This window comes from Nocardioides sp. S5-5, from assembly GCF_054954065.1.
Genome location: NZ_CP199913.1, coordinates 1701227 through 1722982 on the forward strand (window position 1 = coordinate 1701227; position 21756 = coordinate 1722982).

Sequence of the window (21756 nt, forward strand, 5' to 3'; positions counted from 1 at the left end):
GGGCGAGGCGGCCCCCATGACTCCACCCCGCCCGTCTGCACCACCACAACGGCGGTGGGCACCCCCGCGTTACGCGGAACCCGGTGTCACATCAACCGACTTCGGGTGGACGCGTATTGGATCGTTCAAGTCCGATTGGCTACCGTCGGTCCATGCGTGCGATCCGGAGGTTCACGGTCCGCCCCGTCCTGCCCGACGCGCTCGCCTCGCTGGGCGAGCTCGCGGCCAACCTGCGCTGGTCGTGGCACCCGCCCACCCAGGCGCTGTTCGAGACCATCGACGCCCGGCTGTGGCAGGAGTCGGGGCGCGACCCGCTGCGGATGCTCGGCGAGGTGAGCGCGGAGCGGTGGGCCGAGCTGGTGGCCGACGAGGACTACGTGCGACGGGTGGCCGACGCGCGGGCCGACCTGGCGGCGTACCTCTCCGAGGACCGGTGGTACCAGCGGGCCCGGGCCGCCGAGCCCGACCGCACCTGGCCGAGGTCGATCGCGTACTTCTCGCCGGAGTACGGCATCACCGCCGTGCTGCCGCAGTACTCCGGCGGCCTCGGCATCCTCGCCGGCGACCACCTCAAGGCCGCCAGCGACCTGGGCGCGCCGATCGTCGGCGTCGGGCTGCTCTACCGCCACGGCTACTTCAAGCAGGCGCTCTCGCGCGACGGCTGGCAGCAGGAGAGCTACCCGGTCCTCGACCCCGACGGGCTGCCGCTCTCGCTGCTCCACGAGCACGACGGCAGCCGTACGACGATCGCCATCCGGATGCCCGACGGGCCGGACCTGCTCGCCCGGGTGTTCGTGGCGACCGTGGGCCGGGTGCCGCTGCTGCTGCTCGACACCGACGTCGAGGAGAACCCGGAGTCCTACCGGCTGGTCACCGACCGGCTCTACGGCGGCAACACCGAGCACCGGCTGCGCCAGGAGCTGCTCCTCGGGGTCGGTGGCGTGCGGGCGCTGCGGGCCTTCTCCCGGATCACCGGCGCCCCCGAGCCGGAGGTGTTCCACACCAACGAGGGCCACGCCGGCTTCCTCGGCGTCGAGCGGATCCGCGAGCTGACCGCCGAGGGCTCGGTGGACTTCGCCACCGCTCTGGAGGCGGGCCGCGCGTCCACCGTCTTCACCACCCACACCCCGGTGCCCGCGGGCATCGACCGGTTCCCGCGCACGCTGGTCGAGCAGTACCTCGGCGAGCACGGCGCCACCCCAGGCGTCCCCGTCGACCAGGTGCTCGCGCTGGGCGCCGAGGACTACGACGGCGGCGACCCCGGCGTGTTCAACATGGCGGTGATGGGCTTCCGGCTCGCCCAGCGCGCCAACGGCGTCTCCCAGCTCCACGGGCACGTCAGCCGCGGCATGTTCAACGGCCTGTGGCCGACCTTCGACGAGGCCGAGGTGCCGATCACCTCGATCACCAACGGCGTCCACGCCCCCACCTGGGTCGCCCCTGAGGTCGTCGCCCTGGCGGCGGCGCAGGGCGCCGATCCCGAGGGCGACGACGCGGCCGCGTTCTGGGCGGCCTTCGACAAGGTGCCCGGCGTCGACGTGTGGCGCACCAAGCGGCTGCTGCGCGAGCGGCTCGTCGACGACGCCCGCCGCCGGGTGCGCAAGTCGTGGGAGAAGCGGGGCGCCTCGCCGGCCGAGCTCGGCTGGATCGACGACGCCCTGGACCCCGACGTGCTGACGATCGGCTTCGCGCGGCGGGTGCCGTCGTACAAGCGGCTGACGCTGATGCTGCGCGACCCCGAGCGGCTCAAGGCGCTGCTGCTGCACCCCGAGCGCCCGGTCCAGCTGGTGGTCGCCGGCAAGGCCCATCCCGCCGACGACGGCGGCAAGCGACTGATCCAGGAGCTGGTCCGCTTCGCCGACGCCGAGGACGTGCGGCACCGGATCGTCTTCCTGCCCAACTACGACATCGCGCTCGCGCAGCCGCTCTACCCCGGCTGCGACGTGTGGCTCAACAACCCGCTGCGCCCCTACGAGGCCTGCGGCACCTCCGGCATGAAGGCCGCACTCAACGGCGGCCTCAACCTGTCCATCCTCGACGGCTGGTGGGACGAGTGGTACGAGCCGGAGTTCGGCTGGCCGATCCCGTCCGCCGATGGTCTGGAGGACTACTCGGACCAGCGCGACGACCTCGAGGCGGCCGCCCTCTACGACCTGATCGAGAACGAGGTGGCGCCGCGGTTCTACGACCACGACCACGAGGGCGTGCCCGCCGGCTGGGTCGAGATGCTGCGCGCCACCTGGGCGAACCTCGGGCCCAAGGTGCTCGCCACCCGGATGGTCCGCGACTACGTCGAGATGCTCTACGCGCCCGCCGCCGCCAACGCCCGCGCCCTGGCCGCGGTCGAGAACGGCGCCCGCGACCTGGCTCGGTGGAAGTCCCGGGTCCGCTCGGCGTGGGAGGGCGTGCGCGTCGAGCACGTCGAGGCCGAGGGCATCGGCGACGTCGCCGAGGTCGGCGCCGTTCTCCACGTCCGCTCCTACGTCGCCCTCGGCGAGCTGTCGCCCCAGGACGTCGAGGTGCAGCTGGTCCACGGGCGGGTCGACGCTGAGGACGACATCGTCGCCGCGGCCGTCGTACCGCTGTCCCTGGTCGAGTCGTACGACGGCGGCCGGCACCGCTTCGACGGCGACGTCGTCCTCGGCCGCTCCGGCCCCTTCGGCTACACCGTCCGGGTGCTGCCTGCCCACCCGCTCCTCGTCGCGCCCGCCGAGCTCGGGGTCGTCGCGTTCGCCTGACCCGGCGCAAGCTGACGTTCAGGCAGCGCCGACCCGGCGCAAGATGCTCTCCGGGCTGACCGGCTCGGCCCGATTCTCGCGTTGTTTTGCGCCGGGTCGGCCGAAAACCAGAGCCACTTTGCGCCGGGTCGGCGTCAGACCTCACTCTCCTGCATCACGACCACGCTCCGCGCCCCGATCGTCAGCACCGACCCCACCGCCACCCGGGTCCCGGCGGGAAGGCCCAGGTCCGTCGAGAGCACCACGGACCCGGCATGCACCCAGTCGTTGTCGGGCAGATGCACCTCGACGGCGTCGGCGTCGGCGTGGAACCAGATCAGGAACGAGGTGTCGATCTGCTGCTCGCCGCGCGGCCCGGGCTCGCGCAGCGGCCGGCCGGACACGAACATCCCGATGGTCCGCAACGAGGGGTCGTACCAGTCCTCGTCGGTCATCTCGCGGCCCGACGGGTGCAGCCAGGCCAGGTCCTTGGGGCCGCCGACGATGGCGGGCCGGCCCTCGAACCAGTGCCGTTGCCGCAGCGCGTGGTGCTCACGCCGTAGCGTGAGCGCGGCGCGGGTGACCTCGTACACGTCGAGCCAGGCGTCGTCGGCACGCCAGTCGACCCAGGAGATCTCGTTGTCCTGGCAGTAGGCGTTGTTGTTGCCGCGCTGGGTGCGGCCGCGCTCGTCGCCGGCGGTCAGCATCGGCACGCCGTTCGACAGGCACAAGGTGGCCATCAGGTTCGCGGCCTGCCGCCGCCGCAACGCCACCACCGAGGGATCGGCGGTCTCGCCCTCGACCCCATGGTTCCACGACCGGTTGTTGTCGGTGCCGTCGCGGTTGTCCTCGCCGTTGGCCTCGTTGTGCTTGGCGTCGTAGGACACCAGGTCGCGCACCGTGAACCCGTCGTGGGCGGTGACGAAGTTGACCGAGTTGTACGCCGAGCGCCCGTCGTCGGCGTACAGGTCCGAGGAGCCGGCGAGGCGGGTGGCGACGGCGTGGGTGCCGTCGGACCGCCCGCGCCAGAAGTCGCGGATCGTGTCGCGGTACTGGTCGTTCCACTCCACCCACGGCGGCGGCATCTTGCCGACGAGGTAGCCGTCCATGGAGGTGTCCCACGGCTCGGCGATCAGCTTGACGTGCCGCAGCACCGGGTCCTGGCCGATCGCGATGAGCAGCTTGCAGGCCATGTCGACCGGGATCCCGTCGCTGCCGGCGGTGCGGGTGAGCGCCGACATCAGGTCGAACCGGAAGCCGTCGACGTGCATCTCGGTGACCCAGTAGCGCAGCGAGTCGAGGATCAGCCGCAGCGCCAGCGGGTCCTCGGTGTTCACGGTGTTGCCGCAGCCGGTCACGTCCCAGTACGTGTCGTCGTACCCCTCGGCCGACGGCACCCGCCGGTAGAACCCGCGGTCGTCCAGGCCCCGGAAGGAGTACGTCGGCCCCTCGGCCCCGGCCTCGGCGGTGTGGTTGTAGACCACGTCGAGGATCACCTCGATGCCGGCGGCGTGCAGGGCGCGCACCATCTCCTTGAACTCGGTGACCTGCCCGCCCCGGTCGCCGGTGGAGGAGTACGACGCGTCGGGGGCGAAGTAGCTGATCGGGTTGTAGCCCCAGTAGTTGACGGTCCCGCGCTCCAGCAACGCCTGCTCGGAGAAGAACTGCTGGACGGGCAGCAGCTCCACGGCGGTGATCCCGAGGTCTCGCAGGTAGTCGGTGACGACCGGGTGCCCGAGCCCGGCGTAGCTGCCCCGCAGCGACGGCGGGATCCGGTCGTGCAGCTTGGTGAACCCCTTGACGTGCAGCTCGTAGATGACCGTGTCGCGCCAGCGCCGCCGCATCGGGGTGTCGTCGCCCCAGTCGAACGCCGGGTCGACGACCACGCTCTGGGCGTCGCCCTCGACGCCGGCGACGGCCAGGGCGTACGGGTCGAGCAGCAGCGTGTCGGGATCGAAGCGCAGACCCTCCTCGGGTTCCCAGGGGCCCTCGACCCGGAAGCCGTAGCGGGTGCCGGGCGCGACGTCGGGGACCGCGCCGTGCCAGATGCCGAGGGACTGCTCGGTCAGCGGCAGCCGGCGCTCCCCGGACTCGTCGTCGAACAGGCACAGCCACACCTCGGTGGCCGCGGGGGAGTGGACGGCGAAGTTGGTGGCCTCGGGTGACCAGGTCGCGCCCAACGGCCAGTTGCGACCGGGCCACACGGGGGCCCGCTCTCCGAGGGTGCGCCAGAGGCCGGGAGTCACCCGGCCCATTGTGCCCGCGTCCACCACCGGGGCCGCGACGCGCCCGGGCGGCACGCCCAGCTGGCGGGTTCAGGTGACCCGACCGGTCGGGACGCGGCAGAATGCGGACGGGACCGGGTCCCCACCTCAGAAGGAGGCCCCGGTACGCCGCGATGAGAGGGAGCTGATGACTGTGGAGTTCGTGCGCCTGGAGGTTGCCGACGGCGTCGGGACGATTCGGCTCGACCGGGCCAAGGCGATGAACGCCATCAGCATCCAGGTGCAGGACGAGCTGACGCTCGCCGCGGCCGAGGCGACCGACCGCGGCGACGTGCGCGCGGTCGTGGTCTGGGGCGGCGAGAAGGTGTTCGCCGCGGGCAACGACGTCAAGGAGATGGCCGACATGTCCTACCCGGACATGGTCGACCGCGTGCAGAAGCTGCAGGACGCCGTCAACGCGATCGCCCGGATCCCCAAGCCCGTGGTGGCGGCCGTCAACGGCTACGCCCTCGGCGGTGGCTGCGAGCTGGCGATGGCCGCCGACATCCGCATCGCCGCCGACAACGCCGTGCTCGGCCAGCCCGAGGTCCTCCTCGGCATCATCCCCGGTGCCGGCGGCACCCAGCGGCTCCCGCGCCTGGTCGGGCCCAGCAAGGCCAAGGACCTGCTCTACTCCGGTCGGTTCGTGAAGGCCGAGGAGGCGCTCGCGATCGGCCTGGTCGACCGCCTCGTCCCCGCCGCCGACGTGTACGCCGAGGCCCTCGCCTGGGCGTCGCGGTTCGCCACGGCCGCGCCGTACGCGCTGCGGGCGATCAAGGAGAGCGTGGACCGCGGCCTGGAGGTCGACCTCGAGACCGGCCTGCAGATCGAGCGCCACAGCTTCGCGGCGATCTTCGCCACCGAGGACAGCCGCACCGGCATGCGCTCCTTCGTCGAGAACGGGCCCGGCAAGGCCATCTTCGAGGGACGGTGACACAGGTGAGTGGCAGCGACGACCACACGACGGCAGACGGGGCCACCGAGTCGCAGGGCGGTACGCCGTCCCCCAGCCGCTCGCTGACCACGGCCCGGGTGCGCGACAACGTGGCTCGCGTCGTGTGGATCGTGTGCATGGCGCTGGCGCTGGTGCTCGCCGTCGCGGCCTTCACGTACGCGCTTGAGGCCAACGAGGACAACAGCCTGGTCAAGCTGGTCCGCGACCTCGCCGACGTCTTCGACCTGGGCTTCTTCGATCTCGACAACCCGGTGAAGGCGTTCGACGGCGACAACGCCGTGGTCAAGACCGCGCTGTTCAACTACGGCCTCGCCTCGGTGGTCTACCTCGTGGTCGGCCGGGTGCTCGAGCGGGTCATCCGCCCCTGAGCCCACGTGTGCGCGTGTGGCCGACGCCACGTGGACGAGGTTCCCGTCGTTGGTGACCGGGCGGTAGCCTGCGAGACGCTGTCCTCAGCGGACCAGAGCTGTTCCCTGCCCGATCACGCGGCAGGGCTCACGTTGCACAGGAAGGGGCCGGTCCGGCCACAACCATGACTCTCTCCAACATTGTCGTCCTTGTGAAGTACGTCCCCGACGCCACGGGTGACCGGAAGTTCGAGGCGGACAACACTGTCGACCGCGTCGGCGTCGACGGTCTTCTCTCCGAGCTCGACGAGTACGCCGTCGAGCAGGCTCTCCAGATCAAGGAGAAGCGCGCCGACGAGGAGATCACCGTCACCGCGCTGACCGTCGGTCCGGCCGAGGCCGAGGCCGCTGTGCGCAAGGCGCTGCAGATGGGTGCCGACAAGGCCGTCCACGTGCAGGACGACGCGATCGCCGGCTCCGATGCCGTCGCGACCTCGCTGGTGCTGGCCAAGGCGATCGAGAAGATCGGCGTACCGGAGCTGATCGTCGGTGGCCTCGCGTCGACCGACGGTGGCCTGAGCGTGGTCCCGGCGATGCTCGCCGAGCGTCTCAACCTGCCGCAGGTCACCCTGGCGGCCGTCGTCGAGACCCAGGGCGACCAGGTCCGGATCAAGCGCGACGGCGACACCGCCACCGAGGTCATCGGCGGCACCCTGCCGCTCGTCCTCTCGGTCACCGACCAGTCGGGCGAGGCGCGCTACCCGTCGTTCAAGGGCATCATGGCGGCGAAGAAGAAGCCGCTGGAGGCCCTCACCCTCGCCGACATCGGCGTGGACGCCTCCGAGGTCGGCCTCGACGCCGCGTGGACGAAGGTCGACAACGTGACCGCTCGTCCGCCGCGGACCGCCGGCGAGATCGTCAAGGACGAGGACGGATCGGGCGCCACGGCGCTGGTCGAGTTCCTCGCGTCGAAGAAGTTCATCTGAGAAGCCAGAAGGGATCGAATAGTCATGTCTGAAGTCCTCGTTCTGGTCGACCACGTCGACGGCGCGGTCCGCAAGCCCACCTACGAGCTGCTCGCGATCGCCAAGCGCATCGGCTCCCCGTCGGCCGTGTTCATCGGTGGTGCCGACAAGGCGGCTGCGGCCGCCGACGCGGCCAAGGCGTACGGCGCTGACAAGGTCTACGTCGTCGACGACGCCGAGATCAAGGGCTACCTCGTGGCTCCCAAGGCCGAGGTGCTCCAGCAGCTCGCGGAGAAGACCTCGCCCGCCGCGATCTTGATCCCGGCCTCGGCCGAGGGCAAGGAGATCGCCGGCCGTCTCGCGATCAAGCTCTCCTCGGGCCTGATCACCGACGCCGTCGACGTGCAGGTGAACGGTGAGGAGATCGTCACCACCCAGTCGGTCTTCGCCGGCAACTTCACCGTCGACGCCAAGGTCGTCAAGGGCACCCCGATCATCGCGGTCAAGCCCAACGCCGCTGCTCCCGAGGAGGGCGCGGGCGCGGGTGCGGTCGAGCAGTTCGCCGCGACGATCTCCGACGGCGCCAAGACGGCCCAGATCGTGGCCGCGCAGCCGCGTCAGGCCACCGGTCGTCCCGAGCTCACCGAGGCCGCGATCGTGGTCTCCGGTGGTCGTGGCACCGGCGGTGACTTCACCGCGGTCGAGGGCCTCGCCGACGCGCTCGGCGCGGCCGTGGGTGCCTCGCGTGCCGCGGTCGACTCGGGCTGGAAGCCGCACACCTTCCAGGTCGGCCAGACCGGCAAGGTCGTCTCGCCGCAGCTCTACGTCGCCAACGGCATCTCGGGTGCGATCCAGCACCGCGCCGGCATGCAGACCTCGAAGACCATCGTGGCCGTCAACAAGGACGAGGAGGCCCCGATCTTCGAGCTCGTCGACTTCGGTGTCGTGGGCGACCTCCACACCGTCCTCCCGGCCGTGACCGCGGAGGTAGAGAAGCGCAAGGGCTGAGCCACTCGCTCGCCCGGTCGCGGGACGTCGTACTCCGGTACGGCGTCCCGCGGTGTTTCGGGCGGTCGGCGCGAGCGGGACTCGCTCGCCCACCTGCCAGTTAGGCCCACTAAATCCAGTGGCTTAATGTTCTTCGCGTGAAGACCGTCGCCGCCGCCCTGCTGATGCTGGCCACCTTCCTCGTGGGTCCCACCCCGAGCGCCGCGGCCGACGACACCTGGCAGCCCACCACCGGGCCGACGTTCAACAACCCGATGGGCGGGGTCAAGGCGCGCACCAAGGTGGTCCGGCGGGTCCACGCCGCGATCCGGCACGCGCCTGCGGGCTCGACGATCCGGATCGCGACGTACAACATCGACCGCAGGGACACCGCCCGGCTGCTGGTCAAGGCGCACCGGCGCGGGGTCCACGTGCAGATCGTCGTCAACGACAACATCGTCGGGAAGACCATCCGCGGCCTCCAGGCGCGCCTGGGCGGCAACCGCAAGGCGGAGAGCTTCCTCTACATCTGCAAGAGCGCCTGCCGCAACGGCTCGCGCGTCGGCAACCTGCACATGAAGGTCTACTCCTTCAGCCAGGCAGGCGCCGCCCGCTCTGTCGTGATCAGCAGCTCCAGCAACCTCGGGTACGGCGCGGCGGCGGGCCAGTGGAACGACGCGCTCACCATCATCAACGACGACGCGCTCTTCGCGGCATGGACCGAGGTGTTCGAGCAGCTCAAGCGCGACAAGACGGCGAAGCCCCGGCACCTGGAGTACTCCAGCGAGACCGTCGGCGCCGACTTCCAGCGGGTCCGCCTGGAGCGGCGCGCGACCCGCGACCCGCAGCTCAAGCGGCTGCGCCGGGTCGGCTGCGCGGCGCCGGGCGGCTTCGGCGACGGCCAGGGGCACAGCGTGGTCCGGGTCAACATGTACGCCTGGTACGCCGGCCGCGGCGAGGCGCTGGCCCGTGAGCTCGCCTCGATGCGGGCCGAGGGCTGCGACATCGCCGTCGTGGGCTCGGTCGTCAGCGCGCAGGTCGTCCGGATCCTGAGGAAGGCCCAGATCCCGGTCCGGATCGCCGACTGGGACTGGGGCCGCAAGCTGTCGACGGCCGGCGACGAGATGGTGTTCGGCGCCCGGTGCTACTCGCACCTGAAGTACGTCACGGTGAACGGCACCTTCCGCGGCGCCGCCACGCGCGTGGTGTGGACCGGCTCCGAGAACTGGTCGCCGCCCGGGCTGAGCAGCGACGAGGTCACCTTCGAGATGCACGACCCCGCCGTCGTGGCGGCGTACGACGCCCAGTGGCGCAAGATGTTCGCCAGCAAGCGGATCACCCACAAGCCCGGCGTCAAGCCCACGTCGCGCCCCTGCGCGTAGTCCTCACTATCCTTGACCTCATGACTGCCGAGGTCGAGGTCCGCGAGGTCGCCCAGCGCGCCCGGGTCGCCAGCCGCTCGCTGGCGCTCGCCACCCGCGCCCAGAAGGACGCCACCCTGCACGCCATGGCCGACGCCCTGCTGGCGCGCGCCGAGGAGATCCTCGCCGGCAACGCCGAGGACGTCGCCCGCGCCGAGGCCGACGGCACGCCGCCCAACATCATCGACCGGCTGCGGCTGACCACCGAGCGGCTCGAGGGCATGGCCCAGGGGCTGCGCGACGTCGCCGGGCTGGCCGACCCGGTCGGCGAGGTGGTGCGCGGCAGCGTGCTGGCCAACGGCCTCGAGCTGCGCCAGGTCCGGGTCCCGTTCGGCGTCGTCGGGATGATCTACGAGGCGCGGCCCAATGTGACCGCCGACGCCGCGGGCATCTGCCTGAAGTCCGGCAACGCCGTGCTGCTGCGCGGCAGCTCCTCTGCCCGGTCGAGCAACGCCGCCATCGTCGCCGTGCTGCGCGACGCCGTTGCTGCCTCCGGCCTCGAGGCCGACGTCGTCCAGCTGGTCCCCGGCGACACCCACGACAGCGTCAAGGCGCTGATGCGCGCCCGCGGCCAGGTCGACGTGCTGATCCCGCGCGGGGGAGCGGGCCTGATCCAGTCGGTCGTCAACGAGTCCACGGTCCCCGTCATCGAGACCGGCGTCGGCAACTGCCATGTGTACGTCGACCGCGCGGCCGACCTCGACAAGGCGCTCGCGATCGTGGTCAACGCCAAGACCCACCGCAGCAGCGTCTGCAACGCCGCCGAGTCGCTCCTGGTGCATGCCGACGTCGCCGAGGCCTTCGTGCCCCGCGTGGTCGCGGCGCTGCAGGAGGCCGAGGTGACGATCCACGGTGACGACGCGTTCGGCGGGTACGACGGCGTGATCGCGGCCACCGACGAGGACTGGGGCAGCGAGTACCTCTCGCTCGACATCGCCGCCCGCGTCGTACCGGACCTCGACGGTGCGCTCGACCACATCCGCACCTGGTCGAGCGGTCACTCCGACGCGATCGTCACCGAGGACCTCGCCGCCTCGCGCCGGTTCGTGGCGGAGGTCGACTCAGCCGCGGTGCTCGTCAACGCGTCGACCCGGTTCACCGACGGCGGCGAGTTCGGCTTCGGCGCCGAGATCGGCATCAGCACCCAGAAGCTGCACGCCCGCGGCCCGATGGGGCTGCCGGAGATGACCTCGACCAAGTACGTCGTCATCGGCGAGGGCCACATCCGCTGAGGCGAGCCGCCACCGCCCTCACGCCATCGCGGCCACGGCGAGCACCGACACCGCGGCCGAGGCCGGGGTCCGGTGGGGCACCTCGCCGAGGACCAGATGCGCGAAGCCGAGCGTGAGCAGGCAGTTCACGTGGCGAACCCAGGAGCACGAGGTGGACGGCCGATGAATCCCCGCGAGTCGCAAGGGGTCTGGCGTCCGGACACTTCCGGCAACCGGGTAGGTTTCGCGGCATGGCAGGCTCCCCGGACCGGATCTACGCCGACCCGTCGGTCGAGCGACTCTTCACCGGGGCGACCGTCATCACGTTCGTGCGCACGGTCATCACCCTCGCGATCGCGGTATGGGCGGCGTACGACCACAGCCTGACCCTGATCGTCGTCGGCCTGGTCACCTACTGGGTCGGGGACAGCATCGACGGGGAGTGGGCGCGCTGGCGCGACTGCGAGACCCGGATGGGCGCGGTCGTCGACATGATGTGCGACCGGCTCAGCTGCGGGGCGCTGTACGTCGGCCTGGTCTGGCTGCAGCCCGGTGGCTGGATCAGCGATGAGCCGATGCAGTGGATCGGGATCCCGATCGCGATCTATCTCTTCGAGTTCATGGTGATCGACATGTACCTGTCGCTCGCCTTCCTCGCCTGGCCGATCCGCAGCCCCAACTACTTCCACGTCATCGACCGGCGGATCTACCTGTGGAACTGGTCGCGGATCGGCAAGGCCGCCAACTCCGGCGCCTTCGCCGTGATCCTGCTGGTCAGCGGCTGGGTGTGGCTCGGCACGATCATCGCGATCGGCCTGCTCGTGCTCAAGTGCGTCTCGTTGCGCTGGCTGCTCCAGCTCGGCGTGCCGGTGCCGACGCGCGAGGACAGCCCCGAAGGGTCCCCGGCAGCATGATCCTGTGGCTGACGACGTTCGCCTTCAGCATCGCGTCCGCCCTGCTCCCGTTCCTGCCCATCGAGGTCTACATCCTCGGCGCCGGCGCCGCCGAGGCCGGTACGGTGACCGCGATCTCCCTCGGCATCGCCGCCGGTGCGGGCGCCACCATCGGCAAGATCATCTGGTACGAGCTCGCCCGGCGCGGCGCGGAGTCCGCCTGGGCCCAGAAGAAGCTCTCGAAGCCCAAGATCAAGGCGTCGTACGAGAAATGGGTGGCCCGGATGCAGGGCCGGCCCTGGTACGCCGCCGGGATCATGTTCGTCGCGGCCTCGGCCGGCATCCCGCCGCTGCTGGCGATGGCGGCGGTCGGCGGGCTGCTCAAGATGCCGATGTGGGTGTTCGTCCCGACCGTCTTCGTGGGCCGCAGCATCCGGTTCTCGCTGCTCTTCTTGGGCGTCGACTTCGCGATCCACTGATCCCCGGAGGTCGAGGAGCTCGCGCAGCGAGCGTCACCAGACCCCCGCAATGGTCGTCCGCGGCCGTCCTTTCGATAGCATGCCGCCATGCTCAGCCAGATCAGCCAGGCCGCCGTCCTTGTCGCCCGCGCCGCGGAGGAGCACGGCGAGCCCGCCGTGAACCCGTGGTTCATCGGTGGCGGTGTGCTGGCATTCCTCCTCTTCCTGCTCGTCGGCCTGGTCTGGTTCGGCGGCGGCCGCGACCACAGCTGAGGGCGGGGCAGACAGTGGTGGACCGGTGACGGACGCGCCGCGCCGTACCCGGATCGGCGTGATGGGCGGCACCTTCGACCCCATCCACCACGGTCACCTCGTCGCCGCCTCGGAGGTCCAGGGCTGGTTCGACCTCGACGAGGTCGTGTTCGTGCCCACCGGCCAGCCCTGGCAGAAGGCGGACCGGCAGGTCGCGCCCGCCGAGCACCGCTACCTGATGACGGTCATCGCGACCGCCGCGAACCCCCGGTTCACGGTCAGCCGGGTCGACATCGACCGCGACGGACCGACGTACACCACCGACACGCTGCGCGACCTGCGCGCCCAGCGTCCCGACGCCGACCTGTACTTCATCACCGGCGCCGACGCGCTGACCGACATCTTCAGCTGGCGCGACGTGGACGAGCTCTTCGAGCTGGCCCACTTCGTCGGCTGCACCCGGCCCGGAGCGGAGATGGACCCGGCCACCCTGGCCCGGATCCCGCACGACCGGGTCACCATGGTCGAGATCCCCGCGCTCGCGATCTCGTCCACCGACTGCCGCGAGCGACAGCGGGCCGGCCAGCCGGTCTGGTACCTCGTCCCCGACGGCGTCGTCCAGTACATCACCAAGCACGGCCTCTACCTGGCCGCATCCGGAACGGAAACCCCATGACCGCCACCGACCACGCCGTCCGGCTCGTCCACGCGGCGGCGCTCGCCGCCGCCGACAAGCTCGCGACCGACCAGCTGGCCTTCGACGTCAGCGAGCAGCTCGCCATCACCGACGCCTTCCTGCTCGCCAGCGGCGCCAACGACCGCCAGGTCCGCGCCATCGTCGAGGAGATCGAGGACAAGCTCCGCGAGCTCGAGGCCAAGCCGATCCGCCGCGAGGGCCACCGCGACGGCCGCTGGGTGCTGCTCGACTACGGCGACGTGGTCATCCACGTCCAGCACTCCGAGGAGCGCGAGTTCTACGCCCTCGAGCGGCTCTGGCGCGACTGCCCGACCATCGACCTGCCCGCCGAGGTCCACGGTCCGGTGCCCCCGGTCGCCGAGTGACCGGCCGCCGCATCGTCCTGGTCCGCCACGGCCGGACCGCCTGGAACGCCGAGCGCCGGATCCAGGGCCACCTCGACGTCGAGCTCGACGCCACCGGCCGCGAGCAGGCCCGCACCATCGCCCCGCTCATCGCCGCTCTCGACCCCACCTTGGTCTGGTCCAGCGACCTGGCCCGCGCCCGGCAGACCGCCGAGACGATCGCCAAGGAGGCCGGGCTGGTGCCGTCGTACGACGAGCGGCTGCGTGAGTTCCATCTCGGCGACTACGAGGGCCTCACCCACGCCGAGCTCGACGCCCGCGACCCCGACGCGTTCGCGCGCTTCCAGCGCGGCGAGTGGGACGCCATCCCCGGCGCCGAGACCCCCCGCGAGGTCGCCGACCGCTTCGCCGCCGCCATCCACGACCTCGCCGCCGCCCTCGCCCCCGGCGAGACCGGCATCGCCGTCTCCCACGGCGCCGCCACCCGCTCGGGCCTGGTCACCTTCCTCGGCTGGCCCTTCGAGCTCGCCCGTGACCTGCGCGCCCTGCGCAACTGCGCCCGCGTGGTGCTCGAGCAGCGCTCGACCGGGCGGTGGGCGCTCGCGTCGTACAACGGGTGACCCCCGATTTCACCCTGGCTGGCGGGTGTGGCTAGTATTTCCGTCGTTGCCCCGCCCTCGGGTGGAGCGATGACCCCGGGGGTGTGGCGCAGCTGGTAGCGCACCTGCATGGCATGCAGGGGGTCAGGGGTTCGAGTCCCCTCACCTCCACCGGTGGAAGTCCGCAGGTCAGAGAACTGTCTCTGACCTGCGGACTTCATCGTTTTGGCCAGTGCTGGAGTTCCGAGCCCTCACGAAGGGTCGAACCGCCTTGAACAGGCTCCGGCACCACAAAAGGACGCAGCACCAGCCGCGACCTCGGACTCTGAGGACCCGACGGCCCGGCCGCACCAGCGAACTGAGCAACGACATGTAGGTATTCGATCGGATACCGTAGGAGCATGGCCGGGCACACCCTCTTCGAAACAGCCCGCCGGGCGGCGGGTCTGACGCAGGCTGCGCTCGCGGCACGCTCGGGCACGTCCCGCCCGACGCTGTCCGCGTACGAGAACGGCCGGAAGTCACCCAGCCTCGACACTGCAGAGCGGATCCTCGCCGCGGCAGGGTTCGAGCTGGCCGCGGTACCGGCCGTTGAGTTCCGGGAGGTAGCAGGGGAGCGCGGCCGACCCGTCTCGGTGCCCACCCGACTGCCGCGACTGCCGTTGGAGCAGGCGGTCGCGACGGTGGAACTCCCGCTGCATCTGAACTGGTCCGACCGAGGTCGGCGCTACGACCTACGGAAGCGCCGTCAGCGCGCTCGGGTCTACGAACTCGTCCTGCGTGAGGGAGGGCCGGACGATGTCCTTGCATACATCGATGGGGCGTTGCTGGTCGACCTGTGGGACGAGCTCGTGCTACCTGCAACGGTCCGGCAGGCGTGGGAGTCCGTCGTGACCGGCCATGGCGCTGAGCAGGTGGCCTCGTGACCGGAGCCGAGCACCTGACGGCTCTCCATGTTGAGGTTGCCGAGACCTTCTTCGCGCTCGAGGAAGCGGAGGGCTACCTCGTCGCCGGCGGCGCTGCGCTGGTTGCGTCCGATCTGGTCGCGCGACCTACCGAGGACATCGACCTCTTCGCCTCGGCACCGATCACCTCGGTGATCGCCGCCCGGGACGCGCTCGTCGAGGCGTTGCGCGCCCGAGGGTACGACGTCGCCGTCCGCCAGACCGGGACCACGTTCTGCCGGATGGTTGTCACCGGGGGAGCGGGGGAGCTCTTGGTGGATCTGGCGATCGACTCTCCGCCGGTCGCGGCTCCGACGATGACGATCCTCGGGCCCACCCTGGCACCGCTCGAGCTCGCGGGCCGCAAGTTGCTCGCGCTGTTCGGCAGGGCCGAGGCCCGTGACTTCGCTGACGTGTACATGCTCGCGCAACGCTTCGGCCAAGCCGCGCTCCTGGAGGAGGCGGCTTCAATCGACGCAGGTTTCGACACCGCCGTGCTCGCGCAGATGATGCGCACCATCAGCCGTTTCGACGACGACGAGATCCCACTTGCCGCCGGCGACGTTACCGCCGCACGCGGGTACTTCCGGGGCTGGGCGCTCGACCTCGGTGAGACCCCCACGTGATGGTGAACGCGGACGCATTTCCGGTCCCAGGTCGTCATGCTGCTGCGTGGCCGCTACTACGGGCGGATGACCCCACCGGACTCCCCGACTTGGCCCGCGCCCGCCAGGCCCGCGCCCACCACGCTCGTGCTCGACCCCGTCGAGCTCGCCCGCATCGCCGCCGCTCTCGAGGCCGACATCGCCCCGTCCACGCGGAAGATCTACCGGATCACATGGAGCCTGTGGAGTCGCTGGTGCGATGCCCGAGGCATCCAGGCCCTGCCCGCCGACCCCGGCGCCATCGCCGTCTACCTCACCGAACGCGCCGCCGCCGGGATCTGCTACGCACCTTCGAGGTGGCCTGCTCGGCGATCGCCTACGAACACCGCAGCGCCGGACTGGCCAACCCCACCGCCGACCCGACCCTGCGCCGCGTCCTGCGCGGTCTGCGGCGCACCCTCGGCTGCGGCACCCAGCGGCGTGCGCACCCGCTCACGCCGGCCGAGATCCGTCGCATCGTCACGAGACTGGACCCATCCCAGCCGATGGCTGCCCGCGACCGTGCCCTCATCCTGCTCGGCTACGCCTCGGCGCTGCGGCCCAGCGAGTTGTCCGCGCTCGCCTCCGCCGACATCACCCCAGCCGCCGGTGGTGTGCTGCTGACCGTGCGTCGGTCCAAGACCGACCAGGACGGCCACGGCGAGGTCGTCGGCGTCGCCCACGGCCGGCATCCCGCCACCGACTCGGTCGCCGCCCTGTCACAGTGGGCCCGCCTGAGTTCTCGCGACTCCGGGTCCCACGATCACCGACCGGCCGGCTGCGGGTTCGTCTTCCTGCAGATGACCTCGGCCGGCACCGTTCTCGACCGACAACTCTCCCCGAGCGGTGTCAGCAAGGTCGTCCAGCGTCGCGCCGCTGAAGCCGGGCTCGGTCACCTGCAGGTCTCCGGGCACTCGCTGCGCGCCGGGCACGCCACCACCTCCGCCCGCAACGGAGCCGCACTGGACCGCATCGCGGCACAGACCCGGCACCGCCGACTCGCGACCCTGCTCGACCACTACATCCGCCCCGCCGAAGCGCTCGACCGTAGCACCAGTCGCGACCTCGGCCTGTGACCGTGGTGCCACGAGCAGCGACACTCGAGAGGCTCGGGATGCTCGTCGGGGCATAGGACGTTGGTCCGCGGAGATCGGCGCGCGCACCTGTATCCACGGGTTAAACTCCTGTGTTAGGAGGTGCTCGCCATGGCTGCCCGGAACGTCCCGCTCACCGACCACGGTCAAGAGTTCGTTGACGCGGTAGTGAAGCGCGGCGACCACGAGAACGCCGCCGAGGTCGTTGACCTCGCATTGCGCCAGATGGAGCAGAAGCAGCGCGCACACGACACCAAGGTCGAGGTCTTCCGCCACGCAGCCCGCGTCGGCTTGGACGACTTGGACAACGGCAGGTACACGAGGGTGCCGCTGGGCGAGTTGGACGACCTCATCGCAGATGTGGGTCGGCGAGCCGCCGAGCGGGCTTCGCGGGTTGATGGCGACTGAGGCTCGGCTCAGCCAGTCCGCACTGTCCGATATCGAAGGCATCTTGGCGTGGTCACACGCGGAGTTCGGGCAGGAGGCCCGACAGCGGTACGAGGCACTGATCTCAGCCGCGATACGCCACGCCGCCCAGAGCTACGGCAGCGTGCTGTTCAAGCCCCGCGCCGAACTGGAGACCGCGGTCCTCAGTTGGCACCTCTCCAACAGCGCCTCACGCAGCACCGGTGGACCAGTGAGAAAGCCCCGCCACCTCCTGCTGTGCCGATGGGAGAAAGACACCCTCGCAGTGGCGCGCGTGCTGCACGAACGCCAGGACCCGACACTCCACTACACGCCGGACAGCGACTGGGCGTAGAACGCGACTCGGCAGGATTGAGCCCGTGAACGATCGGCAAATCGAACTGGATGGTCTACGGGCCGAGAACGCGCGTCTGCGAAAGCTCCTCAAGCTCACCGACACCGAGGTCGCTCCTGCTCGCGGCACCCAGTCCGCGTGGTTCGACAAGGCACCGGGGCCGGTGGACGCAGGTTCGTCGTCCCAGGCGAAGGTCGAGTTCTACGCCGCGTTGTTCGGTGCGAGGCGCGACGTCTACGCCGTTCGCTGGGAGAACGCCCGCACCGGCAAGTCGGGATGGGTGCCTGCAGTCGCCGGTGGATGGCGAAAGGGTCGACCCGCGTCTGACATCCGGCACCTGCCGCTGACACCCGACGTGCTCGCCGCGCACCTGACCGGCGACATCCACATCGGCCTCTATCCGATGCTCCCGCGCGACCAGGCCTGCTGGCTTGCCGCCGACTTCGACGGGCAGGCTGCGATGCTCGACGCACTCGCCTACCTCAAAGCCGCGCGGGCGGTCGGGGCCCCGGCGGCCTTGGAAGTCTCCCGGTCCGGGGTCGGCGCGCACGTGTGGATCTTCTTCACCGATCCCGTGCCAGCGGCCATTGCCCGCCAACTCGGGATGGCGCTGGTCCGCGAGGCGATCGCGATCCGTGGCCGGATGGACCTGCGCTGCTACGACCGGCTGTTTCCGTCCCAGGATGTCCTTCCTGGTCAAGGGCCCGGCAACCTGATCGCGGCGCCGCTGCACGGCAAGTCACGCAAGTTCGGCACCACGGTGTTCCTCGACCTGCGCACGCTGGAGCCGTTCGAGGACCAGTGGGACTACCTCTCCACGCTGGAGCGGCTCACTCCGAAGCATGTCGCGAGACTCGCTTCGGCGCTCCAGGAACCCACCGTCGGAGCACGGGTCACCCGGGCCCAACCAGCCCGGTCGACCAAGACCCAGCCGAACCCGGCGCCGATCGTGCATCTCCATCTCGATGGGACTGTCAGGATTCCCGGCTCGGAGTTGACGCCCTCGCTGTACGCGACGCTGAAGCACGCGGCATCGACCTACAACCCGGAGTTCTACGACCGCCAGCGTCGCCGTCAGTCGACCTGGAACGTCCCGCGGATCATCACCTCCTACGACGAGACACTCGATGACCACCTCGTCCTTCCCCGTGGTCTACTCGCCACGGCCACCAGGCTGATCGATGAGGCCGGCAGCAAGCTCGAGGTCAACGACGAGCGGACTACGGGGGAGAGGTTGGAGCTCGCGGCTGCCGTCGAGCTGAGGTCACAGCAACAGGCAGCTGTGGAGGCCGTGGCTCCGCACGAGTTGGGCCTGCTGGTTGCGCCACCAGGATCAGGCAAGACCGTCATGGCTTGCGCGGTCATCGCTCAGCGTGCGGTTCCCACACTCGTTCTGGTGGACCGCAAGACACTCGCCGACCAATGGCGCCGCCAGATCACCGACCTCCTCGGCCACAAGCCCGGCCAGCTCGGCGGCGGCCGCTCCAAGCTCACCGGCATCATCGACATCGCCACCTTGCAGACCCTCGCCCGCCGGACCGATCTCGCCGACAAGCTGAGCGCCTACGGCCAAGTCATCGTCGACGAGTGCCACCACGTCCCGGCTGCCGCGTTCGAGAACGCCGTCCGCGCGATTCCTGCTCGCTACTGGGTCGGGCTCACCGCCACCCCCTACCGCCGCGACGGTCTCGACGACCTCATCGGCTTCCAGCTCGGCCCCGTCCGGCATACATTCGCCCACGCCGATCCCGACACCCTCGAAGGCGCCACCGCCGAGCGGCCGCAGCCCGTGCTCGTGGTCCACCCCACGTCCTTCCAGTTGGAGGAGCCGGTCGACTTCTCCGTCCCAGGCGCGATCGCGGGCGTCCATCGGGCTCTGGCGGAGGACGAGGCCCACAATGAGCAGATCCTCAGCGATGCCGTCGAGGCCCTCGGGCGAGGCCGGCACTGCCTGATCCTCGCCCAGCGCACCAGCCACGTCGACCACCTCGCCGCTGCCCTCGTCGACCGAGGACACGACCCGGTCGTCCTCAAGGGCGGCATGGGCGCCAAGCAACGCGTCGCTGCCCACGAGCGACTCAAGCCATCCAACGATGGGCCACCACTGCTCGTTGTTGCCACCGGACACTTCGTCGGCGAGGGCTTCGACTGCCCCGCCCTCGACACCTTGTTCCTCGCCGGGCCGGTCTCGTTCAAGGGGCGTCTGGTCCAGTACGCCGGCCGCGTCCTGCGTGCCCACCCCGGCAAGCAGACCGCCGAGGTCCACGACTACGTCGACATCGACGTTCCCGTTCTCGCCGCAGCACTCACCAAACGCGCGCCCGGGTACGTCAGTCTCGGATTCCCCGATCCCCGAAGGACCCCGAGGTCAACTTGACGAGCTGGCCTCGCGGCCAAACGGCACCAGATTTGTCCCAGTTCGTCCTCACGAAACCTCCGAGCCGGCCCCAGACCGGCCGAGCTGCGACGTACAATCAGTCCAGATCGGCGGCCCACTTGATCACGGCGTGGTTGAGGAACTCGCTGCCGTTGTCGAAGTCCAGACCGGTCACTGCGAACGGCACCTGCGTGACGCCGGCCTTCAACGCGCCGAGGATGTGGACGTGGGCGTTGTTCCTGACGCTGCGGGTGAACACCCAGCCAGTGTGGACATCGGTGAGGTTCAAAGTGCGGGCGAACTCGCCCTTCAACGTCGGTCCGCAGTGCGCGACGGTGTCGCCTTCGAAGAACCCGGGCTCGGTCTCGACCTCATCACCGGCCTTGCGGACCTTGATCGAAGAACGCAGTAACGGTGAGGGTTTCGTCGTCGAGACGCCCCGGATCGCATCGGTTGCCTTCGCGCCCTTCAGGTACCGGTCGATCGTCGCCGCCGACATGGACAACAACTCGCGACGCACGGCGTCGCTGTAGCGGTCCGCGCCATCGACGAGCTCCCCGTGGCGTTCCAGGCCGGCGAGTTGGAGTTGCATCGAGACCACCAGGTACTTCCCGCACTGCCCACCGGAGGCCGCCCACACCTTCTGCAGCACCTTCACCGCGTCGTAGGAGTACTTCGGTGCCCGAGGCTTCCTGGGCTGCACGGCGACCGTCCGGCCCGCGCCAGGAGTCCGGTCCGCGGCCGCGACCAGCCGACGACGTGCGTTGTCACGCGACCACCCCGTCACCGAGACCACGTCGTCGAGGACCCGGCCCTTGTCCTTCTTCGAAGCCTTCGCGTACGCCTTGGCGTACTTCGTGGTGACCTCGGCACGAGACGTCATCGACAACTCACTCCTCATACCCGAACACGCTCACCGCTTCGCGGGCATTCCTACGTGAGGCACGGACAGCGTTTCGCGGGCAGTTTTCGTGAGTCTGTCGACCCCTTGCACCTTGGATCGCGCACGACAACACTGAGCGCTACCACAGCGCACTCGGAGACCGGCCACCGATCGGCCGCGTGCCGACCTGATGGCCGGACGCATCTAAAGCCGCCGAGTATTTGTTACTCATGACCTCGACAGGCTTGGGCTGGCAAGGTTCGGGGCCTCACCGGAACCACCTGGAGGTCGTCCATGTCGATCATCGTGAACCGCCGCCGCCGGCGGCTCGGCGCCGCAGGGTCGGTCGTGGTCCTAGTCGTGTCGTTGTCGTTGTCGTTGTCGTTGTCGCTGACGGGCTGCGGGGGAGCGGGGTCTCCCTCGGTGGGAGAGGTGCTCGACGTCGCTGACGGTGGGGGAGCCGTGGACACCGACGGCGATGGTGAGGACGACCTGTCGATCGAGCGCGACGGGGAGGACATCTCCTTCGACGACGGCGAGAACCAGCTGGCCGTCACGCAGGATCTACCCGCTGACTTCCCCAGCGACATCCCGCTGGTGGACGGCCGCGTGAGCCAAGGCACGGCGATCACGACGGGGGGCTCGGCCGGCTGGGTCGTCGTGATCCTCCACGAGGCGTCCGTGAAGGAGGCCGTGGACCGGGTCGCTGCGGATCTCGACGGCGCCGGTCTGACGGAGACCAGTCGGTTCGGCGCCGACGATGGCGCGGTCCTCGGCTACACCGGCGACACCTACGTGGTGCAGGTGGTGTTCTCGGTCGATGACGGTGACACGCTCGTGTCCTACACGGTGGCCGAGGTCAGTTCGACGCCATGACACGTCTACACGGTCGGGGGCCACTGCTGCGCAGTGTGGAGGAGATGCTCGGCACGAGACGGGCTAGT

22 protein-coding genes, 1 tRNA gene and 2 pseudogenes are annotated in these 21756 nt (G+C 70.2%); 23 read left to right on the top strand and 2 right to left on the bottom strand.

What is annotated here, in order from left to right; translation table 11 throughout:
- Window positions 1-152: 152 nt before the first annotated feature.
- The gene (gene glgP / locus ACUP6Y_RS08045) at window positions 153-2738 is read left to right on the top strand and encodes an alpha-glucan family phosphorylase (RefSeq protein WP_462555266.1); all 2586 of its coding nucleotides are present in this window, start codon (window positions 153-155) and stop codon (window positions 2736-2738) included.
- A 134-nt stretch (window positions 2739-2872) separates the two neighbouring features.
- Here the strand turns inward: glgP and glgX are convergent, their stop codons facing one another.
- Window positions 2873-4963, bottom strand: coding sequence for a glycogen debranching protein GlgX (gene glgX, locus ACUP6Y_RS08050; RefSeq protein WP_462555267.1), 2091 nt, complete (start codon window positions 4961-4963; stop codon window positions 2873-2875).
- 166 nt (window positions 4964-5129) lie between these two features.
- Between glgX and ACUP6Y_RS08055 the strand changes: the two genes are divergently transcribed.
- From ACUP6Y_RS08055 to ACUP6Y_RS08155, 21 genes and pseudogenes are all read left to right on the top strand, one after another.
- Complete coding sequence (locus tag ACUP6Y_RS08055) at window positions 5130-5915, top strand: enoyl-CoA hydratase/isomerase family protein (RefSeq protein WP_462555268.1); 786 nt, start codon at window positions 5130-5132, stop codon at window positions 5913-5915.
- A gap of 5 nt (window positions 5916-5920) precedes the next feature.
- Window positions 5921-6304 carry a hypothetical protein gene (locus ACUP6Y_RS08060; RefSeq protein ID WP_462555269.1) on the top strand — a complete coding sequence of 128 codons (384 nt, stop codon included), beginning with the start codon at window positions 5921-5923 and terminating at the stop codon, window positions 6302-6304.
- 164 nt (window positions 6305-6468) lie between these two features.
- Window positions 6469-7269 (top strand): electron transfer flavoprotein subunit beta/FixA family protein, encoded by an 801-nt coding sequence (locus tag ACUP6Y_RS08065; RefSeq protein ID WP_462555270.1) that lies wholly within the window; start codon window positions 6469-6471, stop codon window positions 7267-7269.
- A 24-nt stretch (window positions 7270-7293) separates the two neighbouring features.
- A complete protein-coding gene (locus ACUP6Y_RS08070) occupies window positions 7294-8256 on the top strand; it encodes an electron transfer flavoprotein subunit alpha/FixB family protein (RefSeq protein ID WP_462555271.1) in 963 nt (320 codons plus the stop codon).
- Between the two features lie 137 nt (window positions 8257-8393).
- A complete protein-coding gene (locus ACUP6Y_RS08075; protein ID WP_462555272.1) occupies window positions 8394-9617 on the top strand; it encodes a phospholipase D-like domain-containing protein in 1224 nt (407 codons plus the stop codon).
- Window positions 9618-9637: 20 nt separating this feature from the next.
- The gene (locus ACUP6Y_RS08080) at window positions 9638-10888 is read left to right on the top strand and encodes a glutamate-5-semialdehyde dehydrogenase (RefSeq protein WP_462555273.1); all 1251 of its coding nucleotides are present in this window, start codon (window positions 9638-9640) and stop codon (window positions 10886-10888) included.
- Between the two features lie 230 nt (window positions 10889-11118).
- Window positions 11119-11781 carry a CDP-alcohol phosphatidyltransferase family protein gene (locus ACUP6Y_RS08085; protein ID WP_462555274.1) on the top strand — a complete coding sequence of 221 codons (663 nt, stop codon included), beginning with the start codon at window positions 11119-11121 and terminating at the stop codon, window positions 11779-11781.
- Window positions 11778-12239 (top strand): hypothetical protein, encoded by a 462-nt coding sequence (locus ACUP6Y_RS08090; RefSeq protein WP_462555275.1) that lies wholly within the window; start codon window positions 11778-11780, stop codon window positions 12237-12239. The genes ACUP6Y_RS08085 and ACUP6Y_RS08090 overlap by 4 nt, the downstream gene beginning before the upstream one ends.
- Before the next feature lie 87 nt (window positions 12240-12326).
- The gene (locus ACUP6Y_RS08095; protein WP_462555276.1) at window positions 12327-12491 is read left to right on the top strand and encodes a hypothetical protein; all 165 of its coding nucleotides are present in this window, start codon (window positions 12327-12329) and stop codon (window positions 12489-12491) included.
- Window positions 12492-12516: 25 nt separating this feature from the next.
- A complete protein-coding gene (gene nadD, locus ACUP6Y_RS08100) occupies window positions 12517-13146 on the top strand; it encodes a nicotinate-nucleotide adenylyltransferase (RefSeq protein WP_462555277.1) in 630 nt (209 codons plus the stop codon).
- Entirely contained in the window at window positions 13143-13532 is a 390-nt protein-coding gene (rsfS, locus tag ACUP6Y_RS08105) for a ribosome silencing factor (protein WP_462555278.1), read from the top strand. The genes nadD and rsfS overlap by 4 nt, the downstream gene beginning before the upstream one ends.
- Window positions 13529-14131 (top strand): histidine phosphatase family protein, encoded by a 603-nt coding sequence (locus ACUP6Y_RS08110; RefSeq protein WP_462555279.1) that lies wholly within the window; start codon window positions 13529-13531, stop codon window positions 14129-14131. The genes rsfS and ACUP6Y_RS08110 overlap by 4 nt, the downstream gene beginning before the upstream one ends.
- A 77-nt stretch (window positions 14132-14208) precedes the next feature.
- A tRNA-Ala gene (locus tag ACUP6Y_RS08115) sits at window positions 14209-14281 on the top strand.
- Window positions 14282-14511: 230 nt separating this feature from the next.
- A complete protein-coding gene (locus ACUP6Y_RS08120; RefSeq protein ID WP_462555280.1) occupies window positions 14512-15036 on the top strand; it encodes a helix-turn-helix transcriptional regulator in 525 nt (174 codons plus the stop codon).
- Window positions 15033-15680 (top strand): nucleotidyl transferase AbiEii/AbiGii toxin family protein, encoded by a 648-nt coding sequence (locus ACUP6Y_RS08125; protein ID WP_462555281.1) that lies wholly within the window; start codon window positions 15033-15035, stop codon window positions 15678-15680. The genes ACUP6Y_RS08120 and ACUP6Y_RS08125 overlap by 4 nt, the downstream gene beginning before the upstream one ends.
- Before the next feature lie 335 nt (window positions 15681-16015).
- On the top strand, window positions 16016-16774 hold the full coding sequence (locus tag ACUP6Y_RS08130) for a tyrosine-type recombinase/integrase (RefSeq protein WP_462555282.1): 759 nt from the start codon (window positions 16016-16018) through the stop codon (window positions 16772-16774).
- A 129-nt stretch (window positions 16775-16903) separates the two neighbouring features.
- A complete protein-coding gene (locus ACUP6Y_RS08135; RefSeq protein ID WP_462555283.1) occupies window positions 16904-17200 on the top strand; it encodes a ribbon-helix-helix domain-containing protein in 297 nt (98 codons plus the stop codon).
- Window positions 17190-17552 carry a type II toxin-antitoxin system RelE/ParE family toxin gene (locus ACUP6Y_RS08140; protein WP_462555284.1) on the top strand — a complete coding sequence of 121 codons (363 nt, stop codon included), beginning with the start codon at window positions 17190-17192 and terminating at the stop codon, window positions 17550-17552. The genes ACUP6Y_RS08135 and ACUP6Y_RS08140 overlap by 11 nt, the downstream gene beginning before the upstream one ends.
- 163 nt (window positions 17553-17715) lie before the next feature.
- Window positions 17716-18393, top strand: a pseudogene (locus tag ACUP6Y_RS08145) (TOTE conflict system archaeo-eukaryotic primase domain-containing protein); the annotation flags it as partial.
- A gap of 399 nt (window positions 18394-18792) precedes the next feature.
- Window positions 18793-19218 (top strand): annotated as a pseudogene (locus ACUP6Y_RS08150) (DEAD/DEAH box helicase); the annotation flags it as partial.
- Window positions 19219-19347: 129 nt separating this feature from the next.
- Window positions 19348-19929 (top strand): DEAD/DEAH box helicase, encoded by a 582-nt coding sequence (locus ACUP6Y_RS08155; RefSeq protein WP_462556666.1) that lies wholly within the window; start codon window positions 19348-19350, stop codon window positions 19927-19929.
- A gap of 97 nt (window positions 19930-20026) precedes the next feature.
- On the opposite strand, the gene ACUP6Y_RS08160 is transcribed toward ACUP6Y_RS08155, so the two are convergent.
- Window positions 20027-20812, bottom strand: a complete 786-nt coding sequence (locus tag ACUP6Y_RS08160; protein WP_462555285.1) for a transposase — start codon at window positions 20810-20812, stop codon at window positions 20027-20029.
- A gap of 432 nt (window positions 20813-21244) precedes the next feature.
- On the opposite strand from ACUP6Y_RS08160, the gene ACUP6Y_RS08165 reads away from it, so the two are divergent.
- Window positions 21245-21688, top strand: a complete 444-nt coding sequence (locus ACUP6Y_RS08165) for a hypothetical protein (RefSeq protein WP_462555286.1) — start codon at window positions 21245-21247, stop codon at window positions 21686-21688.
- Window positions 21689-21756 lie beyond the last annotated feature (68 nt).

What these genes read in the sequence shown, in the direction of transcription:
- glgP (WP_462555266.1), top strand. Translation starts at nt 153, where the DNA reads ATGCGTGCGATCCGGAGGTTCACGGTCCGCCCCGTCCTGCCCGACGCG.
- ACUP6Y_RS08055 (WP_462555268.1), top strand. Translation starts at nt 5,130, where the DNA reads ATGACTGTGGAGTTCGTGCGCCTGGAGGTTGCCGACGGCGTCGGGACG.
- ACUP6Y_RS08065 (WP_462555270.1), top strand. Translation starts at nt 6,469, where the DNA reads ATGACTCTCTCCAACATTGTCGTCCTTGTGAAGTACGTCCCCGACGCC.
- ACUP6Y_RS08070 (WP_462555271.1), top strand. Translation starts at nt 7,294, where the DNA reads ATGTCTGAAGTCCTCGTTCTGGTCGACCACGTCGACGGCGCGGTCCGC.
- ACUP6Y_RS08080 (WP_462555273.1), top strand. Translation starts at nt 9,638, where the DNA reads ATGACTGCCGAGGTCGAGGTCCGCGAGGTCGCCCAGCGCGCCCGGGTC.
- ACUP6Y_RS08085 (WP_462555274.1), top strand. Translation starts at nt 11,119, where the DNA reads ATGGCAGGCTCCCCGGACCGGATCTACGCCGACCCGTCGGTCGAGCGA.
- ACUP6Y_RS08090 (WP_462555275.1), top strand. Translation starts at nt 11,778, where the DNA reads ATGATCCTGTGGCTGACGACGTTCGCCTTCAGCATCGCGTCCGCCCTG.
- ACUP6Y_RS08095 (WP_462555276.1), top strand. Translation starts at nt 12,327, where the DNA reads ATGCTCAGCCAGATCAGCCAGGCCGCCGTCCTTGTCGCCCGCGCCGCG.
- rsfS (WP_462555278.1), top strand. Translation starts at nt 13,143, where the DNA reads ATGACCGCCACCGACCACGCCGTCCGGCTCGTCCACGCGGCGGCGCTC.
- ACUP6Y_RS08120 (WP_462555280.1), top strand. Translation starts at nt 14,512, where the DNA reads ATGGCCGGGCACACCCTCTTCGAAACAGCCCGCCGGGCGGCGGGTCTG.
- ACUP6Y_RS08135 (WP_462555283.1), top strand. Translation starts at nt 16,904, where the DNA reads ATGGCTGCCCGGAACGTCCCGCTCACCGACCACGGTCAAGAGTTCGTT.
- ACUP6Y_RS08140 (WP_462555284.1), top strand. Translation starts at nt 17,190, where the DNA reads ATGGCGACTGAGGCTCGGCTCAGCCAGTCCGCACTGTCCGATATCGAA.
- ACUP6Y_RS08160 (WP_462555285.1), bottom strand. Translation starts at nt 20,812, where the DNA reads ATGACGTCTCGTGCCGAGGTCACCACGAAGTACGCCAAGGCGTACGCG.